Genomic DNA, 15,660 nt, shown 5'->3' on the forward strand with positions numbered 1-15,660 from the left:
TTCGAGCGTTCCAGCCGACGAGGTCGGCTACTTAATGACTAGAGCGACCAGAGGGCCTTTGCGCCGGCGGCAAGGCCGTTGCGCACCGCCGTATCGGCATCGATGACGGTCGGGATAAGGCCGGCGGCGGCAAGCGCCTGTTCGTAGAGCATACCGAGCGAGCCCGACGCGACAAGCGTGACGGGCGTGTCCTTCGCCGCCAGCGACAGGGCGCCGGCGATTTCGAGCCCGATCAGCGTGCCCGACAGGCGCGCCTTGGCATCGTTAGGTGACAGCCCCGCAATCAGCGAGCCCGCCCGCACGGAAAACATCTGGCTCGTCGCTAGCGCCGGATTGGCGACCATGCGCGTGACGGCCGACCTGAAGGCGGCATTGTCGGGAGCGATCGCGCCGGCATCGGCAACCGCGTGGCTGAGGATCGTATTCTTCGCGATGGCGTCGAACAGTTCGCCCGTCATGAAGGTCGAGAAGCCCTCCACCTTGCCCGCCGAGAGCCGCACCCATTTGCTGTGGGTGCCCGGCATGCAGACGAGATGGTCGCCGTTGCCGAGTTCGGCGGCTGCGCCGAGAAGCTGGGTTTCCTCACCGCGCATGACGTCGGGTGCGACCGCGTCGCGCTGGGCGAGGCCGGGCAGGATGCGGATGTCGGCCGCGACACCTGGCACCCGCACGGCGGCGGCGGGTATGGCGGAAAGGGCAGCCGGCGTGTCGAGATAGCCGGCCTCCACCCATCCCTGCTTCGCGCCGGCCATGCCGCAGATCAGCACGGGCAGGTCCTCGGGCGCGGAAATGGCGGCGAGATGGCTTTGTAGCACCGCGGCAAAGCCGGTGCGGGCGGCGGTCGTCATGCCTTCGCCGCTGCGGCGTTCGGCAAGCACGGTTTCGTCACGGCCGATGAGCCAGAGGCGAAAGCTGGACGTTCCCCAGTCCACGGCCACATAGGCAGCGTCGGTGGGGGAAGCGGTATGGGTCATCAGAGCATGCCTCCGTCGGCAATGAGCGTTTGTGCGGTGATGGCGGCGGATGCGTCCGATGCCAGGAAGAGACAGGGGCCCACCATATCCTCGGCAACGAGGGAGCGCTTCAGACATTGCCGCTCGATGCCGGCGGCGGCATCGGCTTCGTCCACCCAGAGCCGCTTCTGCCGTTCGGTCAGCACCATGCCGGGCAGGATGGCGTTGACGCGGATATTGTCCGGTCCGAGCTTGCCGGCGAGCGATTTCGTCAGGCCGATGATGCCGGCCTTCGCCGTGGCATAGGCGGGCAGTTCCCCCATATTGAGCAGGTAGGCGATGGAGGAGAAGTTGACGATGGCCCCGCCGCCGCCCCTGCGCATGGCCGGCACGACCGCCTGCGCGGCGAAGAACTGGTGGCGCAGGTTTACCGCCTGGCTCTCGTCCCAGCCATCGGGCTCGATGGCATCAAGCTCTTGCCGGTCGTCGCGCGCGGCATTGTTGACGAGCACGCGGATGCCGCCGAGCACGGAGATCGCCTCATCGACCGCGCCGCGCAGGGCCGCGATGTCGCGCAGGTCCGCGTTGATGAAATGAGGCCGGTGGGCGGCCGTTTCGGCCAGCTGCGCGACCAGGGCGCGGCTTTCGGCTTCGGCGATGTCGAGAAAGGCCACGCGGGCGCCCTCGGCGCAAAAGGCCGCGACCAGCGCCGCCCCGATTCCCGAGCCGCCGCCGGTGATCAGAACGCCCTGTCCCGCCAGGTCCGGATAGCGGCTCGCCATCGTATCCTCCCGTGCAGTTCCATTATTTGGAACTGAGTTTGATTATTCGGAATTATTTCGCTAGGCTGCCGCCCTGTCAAGGGTTGAGCGGAGCGGCGCAGATGGCGACGGAGCAGAAGGACGAGACGGTCGGCACCGGCACGCTGGGCAAGACCATGGCCGTGCTGGAGGCCGTGGCGCTCGCCGAGCGTCCGATGCGGTTCACGGATATCCTCGCGGTCAGCGGCCAGCCGCGCGGCACGCTGCACCGCCAGCTGACCCATCTCGTACAGGAGGGCCTGCTGGAGCTTCGCGCCGATCACGTCTACGTGCCGGGCCTGCGCCTCCTGAAACTCGCCTCGGCGAGCTGGGCGCGCAACGAGTTCCGCGCCGTGGCTGCTCCGTTCCTGGAGGCGCTGCACGCGCAAACGGGCGAGACGGTGCATCTCGGTGTGCTGCGTGGCCGCGAGATCATCTATCTCGACAAGGTGGAAAGCCGTCAGGCGGTGCGGATGAATTCGCAGATCGGCAATGCCTCGCCGGTCTATTGCACGGGGGTCGGCAAGGCCGCGCTCTCCACCCTTGATGATGCCGCGCTGGAGGTGATTCTCTCAGGCATCGAATTCCGCCGCTTCACGCCGCAGACGCTTGTCGACCGCGCGGCGCTGCTCGGCGAGCTGGAGGCGGTGCGCCGCAGCGGCGTGGCCTTCGACCGGGAAGAGCACGAGCCCGGCATCCGGTGCGTCGCCGCGCCGGTCTGCGATGCCGCCCGCTCGCTGGTCGCCGGCATTTCCGTCACGGGACCGGCCTATCGCGTGGGGCAGGAAAAGCTGGAGGCCTGGGTGCCGCTGGTCAGAGAGGCGGCCGGTGCCATCAAGAATGAGTTGGATGCGCGCCTTGGTCCACAACGTTGACGCGATCGCTGTGTACGTAACCGGACAAAACCCATCTTATCACCGCATTTTACGGTAAATTAGAAAATCGCGCTGGACGTGAGCGGAGGGGCTCATTAGCTTCATTGTCGACAAGCCTGCGGGCTGCGTCGCTCATCGCGGCTTGAGGCGCGATCCATCGGAAATACTTGCATTGGGATACGGGGGTTCCTGAAGCAAGCAGTGTATCGTGTTGGCAGACCTGCCGCACTTTCGCATGCGTGCTGAGGGAAGGTGATTATGGCGGATCGACTTCATACGGATTCTGCGAAGTTTCATCAGCGGTGGGATTCGGGCCCGTCGGCGATGGGATCGGAATCGGATATTGCCGACACTCTGCTGGCGATCGCGCATCGCCATGGCCTCAACGGCTACATCCTGATCAACGTGCCGTCGGAAGCGCCGACGAATTTCTCCTCGCATGTTCTCATGACGTCCTGGCCGAAGGACATGCTCCAGGCCTACGACAATGCGGGCCTCATTTTCTGCAGTCCCGTCATCGAGCATCTGCGGCAGAGCACGACCCCCTTCTCCTACGATGCCGAACGCACCAACCGCCGCCGTGCGGATGGCAAGTCGGAGATCGCCATGCGCCTGTTCGAAGGCCATGGCCTGCCGCGCGGCGCTTATTTTCCGGCGCACAATTCCGCCGGCCTGCGCGGTGCGCTCGCCTTCGGCGGCACGCGTGAGGCCTTGCGGCCCGACGAGATGGCGGAACTGAACGCCATCGCCAATCTCGTGTTCACCCAGGTTCTCGAACTGCGGGCGCGTCGGCGCCAGAACGTGTCGCTGTCACGCCGCGAGATCGAGTGCCTGTCCTGGGCCTCGGCCGGCAAGACGAGCGTGGAGATGTCGGAAATCCTCGGTCTCTCGGAATATACCGTGAACCATTACCTGAACCGCGCGACGCGCAAGCTCGATGCGGTCAACCGGGTCCAGGCCGTCGTCAAGGCGATCAGGGCCGGGCTATTGAACTGACGGGAAGACACCTTGTGACTGTCTGGAATGCGCGTGGTCCCGCTCCAAATGCTCAAGGGAAGACATGAACAGTGCGGGGCACCAATGACTGCTGACGAAAAAAGCAGCGAGGAATACCAGGTAAACGACGACGCTGCTGAGATTGCCGGGCTGGCGACCCAGTTCGACATCGTGCGCTACATGCGCCGGCGCTGCGAACAGTATGGTCTGAAATATTTCATCGTCTTCAATCTGCCGGGTTTCGAGGCGGAAAAGCTCTCGGCCTATTCCATCGTCAGCAACTGGCCCCAGGAAGTTCTCGCCAAATACGATGCCATGCGCATGGTCCGCCACAGCGCCGGCATCCGTAAGCTGCGGCTGACCACCGTGCCCTTCTCCTACGACATGCGCGATTGGCTCGGCGAGGCGAGCGCGGATCCGGAATTCGGCGACCTGCTTGAGATGATGACCGATCACGGTATGCTGGTCGGCCACTTCTTCCCGGTGCACGATGCGCTCGGCAATCGGGGCGCCGTCGTCTGGGGCGGCGACAATTTCGCGCTCAAGCGCGAAGACCGTCTGATGCTGCAGATGATCTCCGTACATCTGTTCAATCGGCTTGCGGAAATCGGCTCTGCCTGGAAGACCGGCCAGGTCGTGCTGACCGAGCGTGAAGTCCAGTGCCTCAGCTGGACCGCCGCCGGCAAGACGAGCCTGGAAATCGCTGAGATCCTGGGATTGTCGGAGCACACCGTCAATCATTACCTCAATCAGGTCACCCGCAAGCTGGAAGCGGTCAACCGCACCCAGGCGGTCGTGAAGGCGATCCGCCGCGGCCTCATCACCTGACGCCGCCATTTTTGCCGCAGGCCTTGAGCCTTCCGCCGCAGACAAAGTCGTTGGCGACAGCCGTCGCGTGCATTATCTACGGACAAGGCCGGCGATCGCACGGCGGGGTCTCAAGAGGATGTCATGACGGATGTAAGCAAGGAACAGGTGCTGGAACGGCTGCGCACGGTGCGTGGCCCGGATATGGACGGCAACATCGTCGACATGGGCCTCGTTTCCGATGTCTTCATCTCCGACGGCAAGGCCTATTTCTCCATCACCGTGCCGGCCGAGCGCGCCCGTGAGCTCGATCCCATGCGCGCCGCCGCCGAGCGGGTCGTCAAGGAAATCCCCGGCATCAAGGCCGCCATGGTGGCGCTGACCGCGGACAAGCGGGCCGCATCCGGCCCGGCTGCCGCCCGCGCTCCGAACCCGCAGCCGCCGGGCCGTGGCGCTGCGCACGATCACGCCGGCCACGCCCATGCCGCGCCGGGTCAGCCCTCGCAGCGCGCGAAATCCGGCATTCCCGGCGTGGGCGCCATCATCGCGGTCGCCTCCGGCAAGGGCGGCGTCGGCAAGTCGACCACCTCGGTCAACCTGGCGCTCGCGCTGAAGGCCAACGGTCTGCGCGTCGGCATCCTCGATGCCGATATCTACGGCCCCTCCATGCCGCGCCTCCTGAAGATCTCCGGTCGCCCGCAGCAGATCGAAGGCCGCATCATCAAGCCGATGGAAAACTACGGCATCAAGGTCATGTCCATGGGCTTCCTCGTCGACGAGGAGGTGGCGATGATCTGGCGCGGACCGATGATCCAGTCCGCGCTCATGCAGATGCTGCGGGAGGTCGCCTGGGGCGAGCTCGACGTGCTCGTCGTCGATATGCCGCCCGGCACGGGCGATGCCCAGCTGACCATGGCGCAGCAGGTGCCGCTGGCCGGTGCCGTCATCGTCTCGACGCCGCAGGACCTTGCGCTCATCGATGCGCGCAAGGGCCTCAACATGTTCTCCAAGGTCGAGGTGCCGGTGCTCGGCATCGTCGAGAACATGAGCTATTTCATCGCGCCCGACACCGGCAACCGCTACGACATTTTCGGCCATGGCGGCGCGCGCAAGGAGGCCGAGCGCATCGGCGTGCCCTTCCTCGGCGAGGTTCCGCTCACCATGGATATCCGCGAAACCTCCGATGCCGGAACGCCAGTCGTGGTTTCCAACCCGGAGGGCGCGGCGGCGAAGACCTATCGCGAGATCGCGACCCGCGTCTGGCAGGAACTCGAAACCGTGCAGGGCAAGGGTGCCCGCGGTGCGCCCGCCATCGTCTTCGAATAGGCTGGCTGCCCGCCGCTCCCGATTGCTGACACTATGATCAAGGTCCCCGACCTCCGCCGCCGAATACGCGGTGGGGGAGGGGGCCTTGATTTTTATGTTGCGCCGCGCAATATCCCCAGCCTGCCGCCAGCCGGTATGTAACAGGAGTGTGTGCGATGGTCCGTTTCGGAGCCATTCGCCGGTGATCACCGTCTTCCGTCCCGATGGCGCGGCGCAGGCCCTGCCCGCTGAGACCGATTCTGCCGCCACGGAGGCCCTTGCCGGTGCCGTGTGGGTCGATCTGGTCGAGCCGACCCGTGCCGATGAGGCGCTGGCCGAGCGCATGCTCGGCCTCGAAATCCCGACCCGCGACGAACTCAAGGACATCGAGCCATCCAGCCGGCTCTATACGGATGGCAGTGCCGCCTACATGACGGCCTCGCTGATGGTGAAGGCCGAAAGCGACCTGCCGTTTCTCACCGACGTCGCCTTCATCCTGACGCCGGAACGACTGCTGACCGTGCGCTATGCGGAGCCGCGCTCCTTCGAGATATTCCGAACCGCCATGCGCCGCATTCCCGGCGGCTGTTCCTCGCCGACGGTCATGGTGACGCGGCTGCTCGAGACCATCGTGGACCGCACCGCCGAAATCCTTGAGATTGCCGTGACGCGGGCCGACAAGCTCTCGCTTGAAGTCTTCGGGGACAAGCGGCACCTGGCGCGCCGGCCTCCGCGCTACCTGGAGGATCGGGTCGTGCAGGTCTCCGCTTTGCACCGGCTCATTGCGAAGACGCGCGACAGCCTGCTGTCGCTCTCACGCGTCCTGACCTTCCTGCATGGCCTGCCCGCGCTGCAGTCCGATCGCGACAGCCTGGAGCTTTGCCGCACGGTGACGCGGGATGTGCAGTCGCTGTCCGAGCATGCCAATTTCGTTGCCGGCAACATCACATTCCTGCTGGACGCCTCGCTCGGTCTCATCAATCTCGAGCAGAACGCGATCATCAAGATCTTCTCGATCGCTTCGGTGGTGCTGTTGCCGCCGACGCTCATCGCCTCCATCTACGGCATGAACTTCGAATTCATGCCCGAACTGCATGTCGCCTATGCCTATCCGCTCACCCTTGGGGCGATGGTCCTGTCGGCGATCCTTCCGTTTTTCTTTTTCCGCTGGAAAGGCTGGCTTTGACGCCTGATCGTCCCATGCACGCAAGTACCGGCAGCGCAGCGCACCCCGAAAGCCGCCCGCGCGCAATGTTTCTTCTGGCGCTCGGCTCCGTCGGCGTCGTCTATGGCGATATCGGCACCAGTCCGCTCTATGCCTTCCGCGAAGCGCTGCGGCCGGTGTCCGGCGATGGCCTCGTGCGCGAGGAGGTCATCGGCCTCATCTCGCTGATGATCTGGACGCTGACGATCATCGTCACCCTCAAATACGTGCTCTTCCTGCTGCGCGCCGACAACCACGGCGAAGGCGGAACGCTGTCGCTGCTGGCCCTGCTGATGAAGACGGCCGGCAAGCATGCGCCCATCCTCTTCTTCATGGGCGCGGCCGGCGCGGCCCTCTTCATCGGCGATGCCATGATCACGCCGGCGCTGTCGGTGCTGTCAGCCGTCGAGGGCCTGACGCTCGTCACGCCGGCTTTCGGCGATTATGTCGTGCCCATATCGGTGGTCATCCTGGTGCTGCTCTTTGCCGTGCAGTCGCTCGGCACCGCCGCCGTCTCGAAATTCTTCGGGCCGATCACCGCCATATGGTTCATCGTGCTGGGTCTCGGCGGCATCACGCATATTTCCGATGATCTCGGGATTCTCGCGGCCTTCAATCCCTATTACGCGGTGCATTTCATGGCGACGGAGGGCTATCTCGGCCTCGTCGTGCTGGGTGCGGTGTTCCTGACGGTCACCGGGGCGGAGGCGCTTTATGCCGATCTCGGCCATTTCGGCCGCCGGCCCATTCAGTGGGCGTGGTTCTGCCTGGTCTTCCCGGCGCTCACCCTGAACTATCTCGGGCAGGGCGCGCTGGTGCTGGCCCGGCCGGAAACGATTTCCAACCCGTTCTTCCTGATGTTCCCGAAATGGGCGCTGCTGCCGGTGGTCATCCTCGCCACGGCTGCCACGATCATCGCCAGCCAGGCGGTCATCACCGGCGCCTTCTCGCTCACCCGCCAGGCCATCCATCTCGGCTTCCTGCCGCGCATGGAGATCTTCCACACATCCGAGACGCAGACCGGGCAGATCTACCTGCCGGCGGTCAACACCGTCCTGCTGCTCGGCGTCATGCTGCTGGTCTTCCTCTTCGGCTCTTCCGAATCGCTCGCCACCGCCTACGGCATCTCCGTGACCGGCGCGATGGTCGTGACGACGGTGCTCGCTTTCGAATTCCTGCGTGCACGCTGGCACTGGAAGCCTCTCACCGCCGCCATGGTGCTTCTGCCGCTCTTCCTGCTGGAGCTGACCTTCCTCGGCGCGAACCTGCTCAAGATCCATGACGGCGGCTACGTCCCGGTCGCCATCGCTGCCGGCGTGGTGGTGATCATGTGGACGTGGACGCGCGGCACACGCATCCTGCGTGACAAGACGCGCCGCATCGAGGTGCCGATGTCGGCCTTCGTGAAGTCGCTGGAAAAGCACAGCACGCATGCCCCCGTGCAGGTTCCCGGCACGGCGATCTTCCTGACGAGCGACCCGGATTTCGCGCCCGCGGCCCTGTTGCACAACATCAAGCACAACCACGTCCTGCACGAGCAGAACTTCGTGCTGACCATCACGACGGCCAACAAGCCGCGCGTCGCTCCGGCCGACCGCTTTACCGTGGAGCGCATCTCCGAGCGCTTCTCGCGCATCGAGATGCGCTTCGGATTCATGGAAACGCAGAATGTCTCGCAGGCGCTCGGCGTGATGCGCAAGGCGGGGCACAAGTTCGACATCATGTCGACCTCGTTCTACCTTGGCCGCCGCAAGCTGGTGCCCGATGCGCAATCCGGCATGCCCATGTGGCAGGACCGCCTGTTCATCGCCCTAGCCGACCTCGCCACCGACCCTTCCGACTATTTCCGCCTGCCGACGAATCGCGTGGTGGAACTCGGCTCGCACGTCGTCATTTGAGCCGCCGCTCGGCTGTTTTCGCGACCTTCTGACAAAAACGTGAAGGGGAGGGCCCGTGCCTCCCCTCCAACCATTTATCAGCATTAACCAACCATCAAGGTTAATGCTTCATTTTACCCTGACAGCGAGCCGCTTCGGGCCCGTGCCTCGGCGCGGCTTGGCTCCCATACAAAAATATCCGGGCAGCAGGCACGCCGGTCGTTCATCGGCGCGGTCGCCCGTACATGCGTGCGGAGTAGTCAGTTGCGTAAGCGTAACATTCGTCATGCCGGGGCAGGCCGCGTCTTCGACTATCTGAAGCGGGAATGGAAAATGCCTTTGGTCCTGGCCGCCTGCCTCGTCGCCAGCGTGCCGACCCAGGCCGCGCATACCGACCTTGCCACCTATCTGGCGGGGCTCAACCGCAAGGGCGGCAACCAGAACATGGTGCTCACCCGTTCGCCCGCCGGCTCGGTGCATGAAATCGAAATCTCCTTTGCCGATGCGATGATTACCGGTGGCGTCGAGAGCGGCGCGGGTGTCGACCTGCCCGATGGCGGCAAGGCGGCGCTGCGCAGCGAACACAAGGGCCAGGGCGGCATTCCCGACGAGGACCGCATCAACCGCCGCGACAAGAAGGGCCGTATCGTCGCCGTGGTGCCCGTCAGCCCGCCGAAGGACTTCACCGCCGGCTCCATTCTGGAACGCACGTCCTCGCTCCTGTCGCCGGTCTTCAACGACGGTCAGCGCATGGTCTTCGCGCGGGCCGACATTCGCGGCAAGGAAATCCAGATCGCCACGGCCTTCTACAAGAAGACACCGGTCCGCAAGAACCCGGGCGTATCGCCCGTCATCGCCGATCTCGTCACCAGCGACAAGGCCGATATCCTTGCCACCGCCTATGCCCGCGTCGAGCCGGATTATGCGCGGGAATCGCCCTTCGATTCGATCCTGAAGCCGAAGGACGAGACCGGCCGCTTCATCCCGGAAATCGCGCCGGAGGATCATGCCTGGGCCGCCACCGCGCTGCCGCCGGGCGTCTTCACCGAGAAGGAGCAGAAGTGCCTGGCGGAAGGCATCTATTTCGAAGCGCGCGGCGAAGAGCTGAAGGGCCAGGCCGCCGTCGCCCAGGTCATCCTCAACCGCGTGCGCAACCCCGCCTATCCCGATACGATCTGCGGCGTGGTCTACCAGAACCAGAACTGGCGCAACCGCTGCCAGTTCTCCTTCGCCTGCGACGGTATTCCCGATCTCATCCTGTCGCCCTGGCACTGGAAGACGGCCAAGGAAATCGCCATGGCGGTCACGGCCGGAAAGATCTGGATCGATGAGGTCGGTTCCTCGACCCACTACCACGCCACCTACGTCAAGCCGCCGTGGGGCCGGACCATGCAGCGCGTGGCAAAGATCGGCAAGCACATCTTCTACCGCACCTATGGCGGTGGCTGGAGCTGAGCCCGCTGGGCGCTGTGGTGAGTCCGCGCCACAGCGCAGGCGATTCCCGGGGCAGAGAGTCGCGCTTCCCGTGAATTTTCGATCAATCCATTGATTTTATTATATATATTTGCTGCGGCGCAAAGCTCCGCCACGCCTTGACTATGCCGGCACCTAAAACTATGTTGCGCCCGACTTCGAAAGGGGTCGGATTTGGCTTGAATCCTAGCCTTCAATATGTCCGCATTGGGGCGAACGCCTTATCGGAAGCGAGCAGGAGGATGCCATGGCCGACGATCAAAAGGGAAGTCTGGAAGACCGGCTGAAGCGGCTCGACGCGGAACTCGCGGACAAGCGCAAGTCAGACGGGGCGGAAGAAGCCGCCGAGGCGAGGGCAGCTGCGAGCCGTTCAGGCTATGCGGTCGCCATGAAGCTCTCGAGCGAGTTCGTCGCTGCCGTGATCGTCGGGGCGCTTCTGGGCTATCTTTTGGACCATTTTGCGGGTACAGGGCCGTGGGGAATGATCGCATTCCTCCTTCTCGGCTTCGGTGCCGGCGTTCTGAACGTCATGCGCGCCGCCGGCATGGTGGCTTCGCCCCATCCGGTCGACAGGCTGGCCGGGCGACAGCCCGGCAAGGCCGGCAGCGGACGGGACGAGACCGAAAAGAAGGACGGCGTCTGACGACGCGGTCCGCATAGTGGGTGACTTCCGTCGCAAGGCGGGCAAGCGAGAGAGATAAGCGGTGTCCAACGATCCGACCCATCAGTTCCTGGTCAACAAGATTGTTCCGATCGAAATCGGCGGTATCGATTTCTCGTTCACCAACGCCTCGCTGTTCATGGTCGCCACCGTCGCGGCCGGCATCGGCTTCCTCTATTTCACCACCGGCCAGCGCGGCCTGGTGCCGAGCCGCATGCAGTCGGTCTCGGAAATGTCCTACGAGTTCATCGCCTCGATGCTGAGGGAAGGGGCGGGCAGCCACGGGATGAAGTTCTTCCCGTTCGTCTTCTCGCTCTTCATGTTCGTGCTGACGGCGAACCTTCTCGGCATGGTGCCGTACTTCTTCACCGTCACGAGCCAGATCATCGTCACCTTCGCGCTGGCGCTGCTCGTCATCGGCACGGTGGTGGTCTACGGTTTCTACAAGCACGGCTTCGGCTTCCTCAAGCTCTTCGTGCCGTCAGGCGTTCCCGGTGCGCTTCTTCCACTGGTCGTCTCGATCGAGGTCATCTCGTTCCTCTCGCGTCCGATCAGCCTCTCGATCCGTCTCTTCGCAAACATGCTGGCGGGTCACATCACGCTGAAGGTCTTCGCAGGCTTCGTCACCTCGCTCAGCGCGCTCGGCGCCGTCGGCGTCGCCGGTGCGATCCTGCCCCTTCTCATGACCGTCGCTCTGACCGGTCTCGAATTCCTCGTGTCGTTCCTGCAGGCCTACGTCTTCGCAGTTCTGACATGCATGTACCTCAACGATGCCGTGCATCCGGGTGGTCACTAGGGAATAAAGTCGTCGGTGCCTCCGGGCGCCGCTCACAAGCCGCAACAACCCATTCAAGGAGTTCAACATGGAAGCGGAAGCAGCAAAGTACATCGGCGCAGGTCTTGCCACGTTCGGTCTCGCCGGCACGGCTCTCGGCCTCGGCAACATCTTCGGCAACTACCTGGCCGGCGCTCTGCGCAACCCGTCTGCTGCTGACAGCCAGTTCGGCCGTCTCGTATTCGGCTTCGCCGTTACGGAAGCTCTGGGCATCTTCTCGCTGCTCATCGCTCTCCTTCTCCTCTTCGCCGTCTGATATCGGCTGAGGACTGGACCATGGCCCGCAAGGGCCGTGGTCCATCGTACGTTCCGTACATGATCTGAGAGTGCCCCCTGGAGGTCAGCATGTCTGTGACCTTGGCATCGGCCGAGTCCACCCCCTTCGAAATCGCCCAGGCGGAAACTCCTGCGGATACGCATGAGACCCCTGCGGATGCGCATGCGGCTCAGCCGGCAGGCGAAGTGCACACCGAAACGGGTGTTGCCCATGGCGGCGAGCACGCTTCCGGCGTCTTCCCCCCGTTCGACCAGACCACGTTCGCATCGCAGCTTCTGTGGCTCGCGATCACGTTCGGTCTCTTCTACCTTCTCATGTCGAAGGTCGTCATTCCGCGCATCGGCGGCATCCTGGAGACGCGTCACGACCGCATCGCGCAGGATCTCGACGAAGCGTCCCGCCTGAAGGCGGAAGCCGACGCAGCGATCGCTTCCTACGAACAGGAACTCGCCGCGGCCCGCGCCAAGGGCAATGCGATCGCCGCGACCGCGCGCGACGAAGCCAAGGCCAAGGCCGACGCAGAACGCGCCCAGATCGAAGCCTCGCTGCAGGACAAGATCGCCGGCGCGGAAACGCGTATCGCCGAAATCAAGGCCAAGGCGCTTGCCGATGTCGGCACGATCGCCGAGGAAACGACAGCAGCCGTCGTCGAACAGCTGATCGGCGCCAAGGCCAGCAAGACCGAGATCGCTTCGGCCGTGAAGTCGGCAGCGGGCGAATAAGGAGGATACCATGGCATTCGACGCAACATTCTATGCCTTTGTCGGCCTCCTGCTGTTCCTTGCCCTCATCGCCTATCTCAAGGTTCCGGGCATGATGGCAAAGGGTCTCGACGCCCGCGCCGAGAAGATCCAGAACGAGCTGGCGGAAGCCAAGCGTCTTCGCGAGGAAGCCCAGCACCTGCTCGCCGAATACCAGCGCAAGCGCAAGGATGCCGAGGCGGAAGCCGCAAGCATCGTCGCGGCCGCTGAACGCGAAGCCAGCGCGCTGACCGCCGACGCCAAGCAGAAGACCGAGGAATACGTGACCCGCCGCACGGCGCTCTCCGAGCAGAAGATCAAGCAGGCGGAAGCCGACGCGATCAACGCCGTGCGCGCCGCCGCCGTCGACCTCGCTGTCGCGGCCGCCGAGAAGGTCATCGCCGCAAAGGCCGATGCCGCAACCGGCAACGCGCTCTTCAACAACGCGATCAGCGAAGTGAAAAGCCGCCTCAACTGAGGCCGCTATCACCGATGTCTTAAAAAAGGCCGGAGCGATCCGGCCTTTTTTGCGTCCGGCTTGTGCCGCGCCTCGATGTGTGCTGGGGCCTCCATGTCGGCAGGCAGACGCGAAATTGTCGCACCTCTGCCGGATGGCAGCCAAGCGTGCGCGCGTCGGGATATCCCGCCCGGAGCGGATGATCGGCGTCTCGACGGAGGGGGCGGATCACTCCTTGCGCAACGGACGGAAGCTCATGCGGTGGAGGCGGCAGGGGCCGATCGATTCGATGGCGGTGCGGTGCACCTGTGTCGCGTAACCGGCATGCACGGCGAAACCGTATCCCGGATAGGTCTCTTCCGCGCGCGCCATCATCCTGTCGCGCATCACCTTGGCGACGATCGATGCGGCCGAGATGGAAACGGAAAGCGCGTCACCCTTGATGACGGCGCGGCCCTCGCAGGCAAGGCCCGGCGGCACGTCGCGGCCGTCCGTCAGCACCAGTTTCGGCGCCACTTCGAGGCCCGCGACAGCGCGGCGCATGGCATCGAGGCTCGCCTTGCGGATATCGATCGTATCGATGCGCCGCGAGGAGCTGGAGGCGACGGATACGAAGGCGGTTTCCATGATACGGGCGAACAGCATTTCGCGTCTGGCGGCGCTCAATTGCTTAGAATCGTGAAGACCGTCGGGAATATTGTCGGGGTCGAGCACGACCGCCGCCGCGACGACGGGTCCGGCGAGAGGCCCGCGCCCGGCCTCATCCGTGCCGGCGACGGGCCAGAGGCCGCGTTTTTTCGCCGCCATTTCCATCGAGAAGTCGGGCCCTTCGGGCATATCGAAAAGAAGGCGGGAATCGGAGGATGTGCTCTTGGCCATGCGGGGACCTTGCACATCCGTCCGATTCCCTGCAAGTCCTCCGACAGGGGCGGCGGTCGGAGGAACACCCGGCGCGTCCAGGGGATGACGCGACCGGAAGAGGTTTTGCAAGATCTGCACCGACGCGGCGCGGGTCTCACACATTCAGTTCAAGAGCGCGATGCCTGTCCCAACGACCTCGAACCCGTGCGCGCGTCGCGCCGGCGCCATCACAGCAGGGACAACTGCACGCCGCTGCCCGACGGCGGAACGAACTGGTCGCCGGAGAGGTTGCGGCGCGTCCGCGTCAGTTCCAGCCGCTTGCTGGCCATTTCGAAGCGCCGGGCGATCTGCCATGCATAGGGACCGGCGCCCTTCATGCGCTTGCCGAATTCCGCGTCGTAATCCTTGCCGTCGCGCATGGAGCGCACGAGCGACATGACGTGGCGGTAGCGGTCCGGGTAGTTGCGCAGCAGCCATTCGCGGAAGAGGGGGCTCACCTCCAGCGGCAGGCGCAGGAGCACATAGCTCGCCTCCATCGCCCCCGCCGCCTTGCCCGAATCGAGCACCTTCTCGATCTCGTGGTCGTTGAGACCGGGAATGATCGGCGCCATCATGATGGCGGTCGGAATGCCCGCATCGGAAAGCGCGCGGATTGCTTCCAGCCGGCGCGACGGGGTCGCCGCGCGCGGTTCCATGGTGCGGGCGAGCTTGCGGTCGAGCGTCGTCACCGACATGCCGACCCAGGCAAGGCCGCGGGCGGCCATGCGGGAGAGAATGTCGATGTCGCGCATGACGAGTGCCGACTTGGTGACGATCGACACCGGATGGTTGGCCTTGTCGAGCACTTCGAGGATCTGGCGCATGATGCGCCATTCCTTCTCGATGGGCTGGTAGGGATCGGTATTGGTGCCGATGGCGATGACGCGCGGCTTGTAGCCGGGCTTGGACAATTCGCGTTCGAGCAGCTTCGGCGCATCCGGCTTGGCGAAGAGCTTCGCCTCGAAGTCGAGGCCGGCGGAGAGGCCCATGAAGGCATGGGTCGGGCGCGCAAAGCAGTAGATGCAGCCATGCTCGCAGCCACGATAGGGATTGATAGAGCGGTCGAAGGGAATATCCGGCGATTCGTTGCGGGTGATGATGGTGCGCGGCTTCTCGACCTGGACTTCGGTGCGGAAGGGCGGAAGTTCCTCCAGCGTCTGCCAGCCGTCGTCGAAGCTCTCCCGCGTCACCGGCTCGAAGCGGCCGGTGAAGTTGAGCCCGGCGCCCCGGCCGCGGCGGCGCTCTCCATCGACGCGCATGCCCGTATCAGCCAGCAGCGCTTCGGCAACATCCTTCGTATGGCCGGGCGCAAGGGCGCCCTGCCTGAGGTTTGCAAGATCGTTCATGGCTATCTCCGGCGGGGCGTCTCGCCCCGGTTCAATGACTATATTCCTATAATCGAAACGAGAACAATGCAAGAACAAAATCGTGCCCGCTAACCATGTCGCCTAACCATGCGGCGATGTGCCTGCCTTGCGACGGTGGAAATTGATGCTGCGA

The 15,660-nt window shown here is 64.4% G+C and carries 16 protein-coding genes; 12 read left to right on the forward strand and 4 right to left on the reverse strand.

Annotated features, from left to right (window positions below):
- Positions 1-38 precede the first annotated feature (38 nt).
- The gene (locus K6301_RS02505; RefSeq protein WP_247219074.1) at positions 39-974 is read right to left on the reverse strand and encodes a 2-dehydro-3-deoxygalactonokinase; all 936 of its coding nucleotides are present in this window, start codon (positions 972-974) and stop codon (positions 39-41) included.
- Positions 974-1,735, reverse strand: coding sequence for an SDR family NAD(P)-dependent oxidoreductase (locus K6301_RS02510; protein WP_247219076.1), 762 nt, complete (start codon positions 1,733-1,735; stop codon positions 974-976). The genes K6301_RS02505 and K6301_RS02510 overlap by 1 nt, the downstream gene beginning before the upstream one ends.
- Before the next feature lie 101 nt (positions 1,736-1,836).
- Between K6301_RS02510 and K6301_RS02515 the strand changes: the two genes are divergently transcribed.
- The 12 genes from K6301_RS02515 (at position 1,837) to K6301_RS02570 (ending at position 13,281) form a co-directional block, all read left to right on the forward strand.
- Positions 1,837-2,628, forward strand: a complete 792-nt coding sequence (locus K6301_RS02515) for an IclR family transcriptional regulator (RefSeq protein WP_247219078.1) — start codon at positions 1,837-1,839, stop codon at positions 2,626-2,628.
- A 324-nt stretch (positions 2,629-2,952) separates the two neighbouring features.
- Positions 2,953-3,624, forward strand: a complete 672-nt coding sequence (locus tag K6301_RS02520; RefSeq protein ID WP_247219080.1) for a helix-turn-helix transcriptional regulator — start codon at positions 2,953-2,955, stop codon at positions 3,622-3,624.
- An 84-nt stretch (positions 3,625-3,708) separates the two neighbouring features.
- Positions 3,709-4,452, forward strand: coding sequence for a LuxR family transcriptional regulator (locus tag K6301_RS02525; protein ID WP_247219082.1), 744 nt, complete (start codon positions 3,709-3,711; stop codon positions 4,450-4,452).
- A gap of 123 nt (positions 4,453-4,575) precedes the next feature.
- A complete protein-coding gene (gene apbC, locus K6301_RS02530) occupies positions 4,576-5,757 on the forward strand; it encodes an iron-sulfur cluster carrier protein ApbC (protein ID WP_247219085.1) in 1,182 nt (393 codons plus the stop codon).
- 181 nt (positions 5,758-5,938) lie between these two features.
- Positions 5,939-6,922 (forward strand): magnesium transporter CorA family protein, encoded by a 984-nt coding sequence (locus K6301_RS02535; RefSeq protein WP_425475365.1) that lies wholly within the window; start codon positions 5,939-5,941, stop codon positions 6,920-6,922.
- Between the two features lie 14 nt (positions 6,923-6,936).
- Positions 6,937-8,838: a potassium transporter Kup gene (locus K6301_RS02540; protein ID WP_247219087.1), complete on the forward strand. Its 1,902-nt coding sequence runs from the start codon at positions 6,937-6,939 to the stop codon at positions 8,836-8,838.
- Positions 8,839-9,150: 312 nt separating this feature from the next.
- Entirely contained in the window at positions 9,151-10,272 is a 1,122-nt protein-coding gene (locus K6301_RS02545; RefSeq protein ID WP_247219089.1) for a cell wall hydrolase, read from the forward strand.
- Between the two features lie 265 nt (positions 10,273-10,537).
- Positions 10,538-10,933, forward strand: coding sequence for an AtpZ/AtpI family protein (locus K6301_RS02550; protein ID WP_247219091.1), 396 nt, complete (start codon positions 10,538-10,540; stop codon positions 10,931-10,933).
- A gap of 61 nt (positions 10,934-10,994) precedes the next feature.
- A complete protein-coding gene (locus K6301_RS02555; RefSeq protein ID WP_247219093.1) occupies positions 10,995-11,747 on the forward strand; it encodes a F0F1 ATP synthase subunit A in 753 nt (250 codons plus the stop codon).
- A gap of 67 nt (positions 11,748-11,814) precedes the next feature.
- Positions 11,815-12,042 carry a F0F1 ATP synthase subunit C gene (locus tag K6301_RS02560; RefSeq protein WP_117368645.1) on the forward strand — a complete coding sequence of 76 codons (228 nt, stop codon included), beginning with the start codon at positions 11,815-11,817 and terminating at the stop codon, positions 12,040-12,042.
- An 89-nt stretch (positions 12,043-12,131) separates the two neighbouring features.
- A complete protein-coding gene (locus K6301_RS02565) occupies positions 12,132-12,785 on the forward strand; it encodes a F0F1 ATP synthase subunit B (RefSeq protein WP_247219095.1) in 654 nt (217 codons plus the stop codon).
- Positions 12,786-12,795: 10 nt separating this feature from the next.
- Positions 12,796-13,281: a F0F1 ATP synthase subunit B gene (locus K6301_RS02570; RefSeq protein ID WP_247219097.1), complete on the forward strand. Its 486-nt coding sequence runs from the start codon at positions 12,796-12,798 to the stop codon at positions 13,279-13,281.
- Positions 13,282-13,488: 207 nt separating this feature from the next.
- Here the strand turns inward: K6301_RS02570 and K6301_RS02575 are convergent, their stop codons facing one another.
- Together K6301_RS02575 and K6301_RS02580 are read right to left on the reverse strand one after the other, a co-directional pair.
- Complete coding sequence (locus K6301_RS02575; RefSeq protein ID WP_247219099.1) at positions 13,489-14,139, reverse strand: ribonuclease HII; 651 nt, start codon at positions 14,137-14,139, stop codon at positions 13,489-13,491.
- A 209-nt stretch (positions 14,140-14,348) separates the two neighbouring features.
- Positions 14,349-15,506: a PA0069 family radical SAM protein gene (locus K6301_RS02580; RefSeq protein WP_247219101.1), complete on the reverse strand. Its 1,158-nt coding sequence runs from the start codon at positions 15,504-15,506 to the stop codon at positions 14,349-14,351.
- Positions 15,507-15,660 lie beyond the last annotated feature (154 nt).

The organism is Shinella oryzae (assembly GCF_023038235.1).
Taxonomy (GTDB): domain Bacteria; phylum Pseudomonadota; class Alphaproteobacteria; order Rhizobiales; family Rhizobiaceae; genus Shinella; species Shinella sumterensis.